The organism is Microcystis sp. M53598_WE2 (assembly GCF_030067735.1).
Classification (GTDB): domain Bacteria; phylum Cyanobacteriota; class Cyanobacteriia; order Cyanobacteriales; family Microcystaceae; genus Microcystis; species Microcystis aeruginosa.
In genome coordinates, this window is the sequence record NZ_JASJFE010000030.1 from 1 (window position 1) to 5,583 (window position 5,583).

4 protein-coding genes and 1 pseudogene are annotated in these 5,583 nt (G+C 46.8%); 4 read left to right on the forward strand and 1 reads right to left on the reverse strand.

Annotated features, from left to right (window positions below; genetic code table 11):
- Positions 1–258 (reverse strand): annotated as a pseudogene (locus tag PX636_RS00705) (ISKra4 family transposase); the annotation flags it as partial.
- A gap of 130 nt (positions 259–388) precedes the next feature.
- On the opposite strand from PX636_RS00705, the gene PX636_RS00710 reads away from it, so the two are divergent.
- From PX636_RS00710 to murI, 4 genes are all read left to right on the forward strand, one after another.
- Positions 389–568: a zinc ribbon domain-containing protein gene (locus PX636_RS00710; protein WP_288115900.1), complete on the forward strand. Its 180-nt coding sequence runs from the start codon at positions 389–391 to the stop codon at positions 566–568.
- A gap of 95 nt (positions 569–663) precedes the next feature.
- Complete coding sequence (locus PX636_RS00715) at positions 664–2,052, forward strand: cation:proton antiporter (RefSeq protein ID WP_288115901.1); 1,389 nt, start codon at positions 664–666, stop codon at positions 2,050–2,052.
- Positions 2,053–2,305: 253 nt separating this feature from the next.
- Positions 2,306–4,204, forward strand: coding sequence for an N-acetylmuramoyl-L-alanine amidase (locus tag PX636_RS00720; protein WP_012267849.1), 1,899 nt, complete (start codon positions 2,306–2,308; stop codon positions 4,202–4,204).
- Positions 4,205–4,304: 100 nt separating this feature from the next.
- On the forward strand, positions 4,305–5,156 hold the full coding sequence (murI, locus tag PX636_RS00725) for a glutamate racemase (protein ID WP_012267850.1): 852 nt from the start codon (positions 4,305–4,307) through the stop codon (positions 5,154–5,156).
- Positions 5,157–5,583: the final 427 nt, after the last annotated feature.

Here is a 5,583-nt window from a genome sequence, read left to right on the forward strand (position 1 = left end):
ACTTCTTCGCTTGTTTTTCTGTAATTGGTAATTCGCCCAAAATACTTTTTACTTTTCTTGTCCGACCGGCTGTTTCTCCTGTGCTTGTTTTGACAAAAAAATACCGATTTCTGGGTTGACATACTGAATCATTAAATCTCTAACAGTCTCTTCTATCTCTGCCAAGTTATTAAATTTCTCAACTTGGGATTGTTCATAAAGACATTGCCCTAACTCTTGACATAACTCTTTAATTCTTTTTTCATTTTCTGATAACATTGGACTGTTCCTCCCATCGAGATATATTCTGAATCGTAAGTTATAACTATTATAATCTCATTTCTCTTTGTGATCAGGTTCAAGATTTTCTAGTTTTTGACTGCTATAAGCATTAATACTCATTGCACAAGTGAGATGCTCCCGAGTTTTTGATTGTGAACAATGCTCTTTTGTTTGTGATAGAGACTTGAACGCTAGTCTCAATCTAGCTTCTTTGGCGGTGAGTTCCACCGTGTCAGCCTGGGGAGTAGATAGTGCCGACACTGCTACCTTGAAGCAGGAAATTAGCTTCAAATTTGCTCATGAGTAGATTTGAGTAAGTTTAATAGAACGGCGAACTTTGATCAGGGATGATTGAATAGGCCGCAAGCTTGTTAGAGTATTGAGAGTAATTTTGAGCGAGCGATGATACTACAGCCTTTTCTTTCTTCCGCTTGGAGTTTTAACATTTCCCTGTTAGCCTCGGCAGCTACAGCCGAAACTGCCGATAGTGCCTTAGTTTTAGCCTGCGTGCTGCTGAGTTTGACCGTTATTTATTTCGCCTGTAAACTGGGGGGAGAAATATGCGTCCGATTCAACTTGCCCCCCGTGTTAGGAGAATTAGTCGGTGGCGTGATTATCGGGGTTTCTGCCCTAAAATTACTGGTTTTTCCGGAAGGAGGGGCGGGATTCGAGGATTCTCTCCTCATTCATTTCCTACAATCCACTTCTCCCCTCACCCCGGAGGAATCTCCCGCCGTTTTTAGTGCTGCCAGTGAGGTGATTTCCGTCCTCTCGGAATTGGGGGTAATTATCCTGCTGTTCGAGATTGGTTTAGAGTCAGACTTGCAGGAATTAATTCGCGTCGGTCCACAGGCAGCTGCTGTCGCAGTGGTAGGGGTTGCGGTTCCCTTTTTGGTGGGTACTTTGGGTTTAATCTATATCTTTCATCTGGCCACCATTCCCGCTATTTTTGCCGGGGCAGCTTTAACCGCTACCAGTATCGGCATTACCGCCAAGGTTTTAGCAGAAATAGGGCAGTTATCGGCGAAAGAAGGTCAAATTATCATCGGGGCTGCGGTTCTCGATGATATTCTCGGTATTATCGTCCTCGCTGTCGTTGCTTCTTTGGTGAAGACTGGAGAAGTGCAAATTAGCAAAGTAATTTATCTAGTTATTAGTTCTAGCGCTTTTGTAATCGGGGCGATCCTGATCGGTCGTTTTTTAAGCCCCTTTTACGTTCAATTAGTTAATAGCATGAAAACTAGGGGACAATTGCTCTTAGTTTCCCTGATTTTCGCCTTTATTCTTGCTTATATTGCCCAAGTTATCCAATTAGAAGCGATTCTCGGTTCCTTTGCTGCGGGCCTGGTCCTCGGGGAAACGGAAAAGCGATCGGAATTGGCAGAACAAGTGTTCCCGATCGCCGATTTATTTGTACCGATATTTTTCGTCTGTGTGGGGGCAAAAACCGATTTAAGTGTCCTTAATCCCGCTATTCCCACTAATCGAGAAGGATTAGTCTTGGCCGCTTTCTTAATTGTCGTCGCTATTTTGGGTAAAGTGGTGACGGGGTTAGCCGTTTTCAGCAAGGAAAAACTCAATCGCTTGGCGATCGGAGTTGGCATGATTCCCCGGGGTGAAGTGGGTTTAGTCTTTGCCGGAGTCGGGGCTGCTAGTGGCGCTTTATCCCCCGCTGCCGATGCGGCCGTTATTATGATGGTGATCTTGACTACCTTTATCGCTCCGCCCCTGTTAAGGTTAGTATTTAAAGAACCCACCACCAGTCCTCAATCAGTGAGCAGTGAGCAGTGAGTTAGGAGCTAGAGGATAGGGAGATAGGGAGATAGGGTAATTTCAACTAAAACCCCAAAACCCCAACACCCCAACAACCAATCCCTGATAACTGATCAGAAACATAGCAGACCATGCCAACGTCCCATAAGCTTGTTTTTATTGATAGTCATTCTCAGAGCATTAACGGAGCTATGGATGGCCAAAAATCGACAAAATTGTCCATTTTTACCGAAAAAAGGTAATTGATAACTGAGCAACGGGAGCATCGATCGTGAGATTTCATTGGTTATTCCTAAGCGCATTAACTTGGTTGCTGGTGGCAGCCCCTGCTTGGGCAGGCAAGCTCGTCTTTTGGCGATTCGACACCAATGAGAATCGTCTGGTGTTCACCACCGACAATCGAGTGCAACCGCGAGCGCAAATGATCACTAACCCCACCAGGATCGTGATCGATCTGCCCGGGATCAAGTTAGGGCAACCCAATATTAACCGGCCTATTGGCAATATCGTCAGAAGTGTCCGTATCGGTCAATTTGATGCGGAAACTACCCGTTTAGTGATTGAATTGGCCCCAGGCTACACCTTTGATCCTCAACAGGTAAAAATTCGCGGAATTTCGCCCACCCAATGGACAGTGGAATTGCCAGAACCCCAACCAATTAGGGAGGAAACGCAACCACCCGTCACCCCTGACCCCACACCTCCCCCCGATCGCGGTTCCACCCGTCCCACTCCCCCACCTCCAGTTAGCCAGACGGACAACAACGATGATTTTCAGGTAACTCGCAATGGTCTTTTTGTCCGTTTAGAGCAAAATGGTGATGAGCGATCGATCCGCAGTCAACGCAGCCGGGACGGCAAAAAAATCGAATTTGAATTACCCGGGGCCACTTTACCCAGTAGTCTCACCGGTCAAACTATCCCCGTCAATCGCTATGGGGTCGGCGATATTCAATTCAGTCAGACTGCCAATCAACGGGCTAAGATTTCCCTAAGTGTTAATAAAGATAGTCCCGATTGGCAAGCTCTCTATAGTCGTTTTGGTGGTTTGGTTTTACTGCCTAGGGGTGGTCTGGGTTCCGTGGATAATATCTCCTCTCCCCCCCCCACTAGCGCCACTAATCCCAATCCTCGCCCCAACAATCCCCCCCCGAAAACTGCCAATAATCCCCCTTCGAGCAATCGTTTGGCCACGATCTCCTCGATCGATCTGGCGGGTAATAACGATCGCCTCTTAATTCGCGCGGATTTACCCCTGAAAGCTAACGGCATTGTTAACCGGGATGGTGTCTATGAACTACGCATCGAAAATGCTAAGTTAGCCGAGTCTTTTCGCGGTCCGCGCTTCGGCCGCTATAGTCCTATCTATCAATTGCGGGTACGTCAGGAAAGCGCCAATAAGGTGCTGATTTTGGTACAGACGGCCGTGGGTTTTCAACTGGGACAATTAACTCAATCGGACAGTCAAACCCTAGCCCTAGAATTGCTTTCCTCCCGCAATTCTAGCCCCCTTTCTCAGGTTCCTGACTCCACTACTATCCCTGTTCCTTTACCCCCCAATACGGGGCAATTTAACCCACCGCCGCGCCCTTCTAACCCCACTCCTAATCCCCCCCAACAACGCAATAGCCGCTTTCTAGTGGTGATCGATCCGGGCCACGGTGGTAAGGATCCGGGGGCGATCGGAATTGGTGGCCTTCAGGAAAAAAACGTAATTCTGCCCATTTCCCTAGAAGTTACCCGCATTCTGCAACAACAGGGCATCGATGTGCGTCTCACCAGAGATAGTGATTTTTTTGTCACCCTGCAAGGTCGCACGGATCTGGCTAACCGGATCGATGCCGATCTATTTGTCAGTATCCACGCTAACTCTATGGGTAAAGCACGACCGGATGTCAATGGCCTAGAGGTGTATTACTTCGGTGATCGCCGTTTGTCGGATACCATCCATCGCAATATTGTCCGCAGTGTCGATATGCGCGATCGGGGGGTGCGTCGGGCCCGTTTCTATGTGCTGAGAACCTCCAGAATGCCCTCTACCCTCGTGGAAGTGGGTTTCGTTACCGGCGCTGAGGATGCTGCTAAATTAGCCAATGTCAACTTTCAACGACAAATGGCGGCGGCGATCGCTGGGGGGATTATTGAATATATTCAACGAAATCTCCGTTAATGATTAAATGATTGGAGCATTAGTTTACTGATCAAAAAATCCGTGTTTTAATATCATCAAATAAAGCTATTTTAGATCAGCGTTTTCCTCGATATTATCTATGAGAGAATCACAACTTAGTCCGATTGGTGTGTTTGATAGTGGCGTGGGTGGACTGACCGTTTTAAGGGAGTTGTATCGACAACTGCCCCAAGAATCGATTCTCTATTTCGCTGATACCGCTAGACTTCCCTACGGAACCCGTTCTAAAGGGGAAATTATCGAATTTGTCCTGGAAATTCTCACTTGGATGAGCGAGCGCCGGGTGAAAATGGTGATTATGGCTTGTAATACCAGTTCCGCCTTGGCTTTAGAAGAAGTACAGGCCGAATTTAAAGATTTACCAATTTTGGGGGTAATTTTACCCGGGGCAAAAACTGCCGTGCAAAAAGGAAAGCGCATTGGGGTGATTTCTACTCCCGCTACGGCTAAAAGTAATGCCTATAAACAAGCGATTCAAGAAATCGATCCTACTGCCCAAGTTTGGCAAATTCCCTGTCCTGAATTTGTCCCTTTGATCGAGGCTAACCGCATTTTTGACCCCTACACCACGCAAGTGGCCAGGGAATATCTTCAGCCTTTACTCGCAGAAAATATTGATACTCTGGTCTATGGTTGTACCCATTATCGCCATCTTTCCCCGGTTTTACGTCGTCTTTTACCTAGTTCCGTGCGCTTGGTAGATCCCGCCGCTTCCGTTGTCCGAGCGGCGGAAAAAGAGCTAGAATTATTAGGTCTAAAAAATCCCGAAACACCCCTACCTACTAACTTCGCAGTTAGCGGTGATCCTGACACTTTTGCTCGTTTATCTCGTCAATGGCTCGGTTTTTCTCCCAGGGTAGAAAAGGTTTATCTGCAATGTCGGGTGAAGACCCTCGGTTTTACCGATGGGATGAAACAAAGGCCAGTATAGAACAGCGAACCACAGCTAAAAATAATTGTCTAGTCTCAAGAGCGAAATCTCGAATGACTTCTGACATTGTTAATGGCATTCTAGTTGCGTATTCCGAAGTGCGCTTGCTCTTCTTTTGGGGTCATTAGCCTTGGCAGTCTTTTTTCCTTTAAAGGTCTGGAAGTACTCACGAAAAATAGCTACCATATAAGTATAGCGGCTAGGGTAAACAACCGCTTGAAAAACCCCTGTAGTCTAATCACTACGCTATCTGCACCTTGACAATCAAAGATATGGGGTTCTACCTAGGGTTTGCGGCAAAAAGTTTTTCCTGGGGGCAGGGTGTGGGGTGTGGGGTGTAGGGTGTAGGGTTTTACCGATTTTGAGGTAGTCAGTTACCTAATTTTCAGGGAAAAAGTCCAGGAATTTTACCCCCGATCCCTCCAAT

What these genes read in the sequence shown, in the direction of transcription:
- murI (WP_012267850.1), top strand. Translation starts at nt 4,305, where the DNA reads ATGAGAGAATCACAACTTAGTCCGATTGGTGTGTTTGATAGTGGCGTG.
- PX636_RS00715 (WP_288115901.1), top strand. Translation starts at nt 664, where the DNA reads ATGATACTACAGCCTTTTCTTTCTTCCGCTTGGAGTTTTAACATTTCC.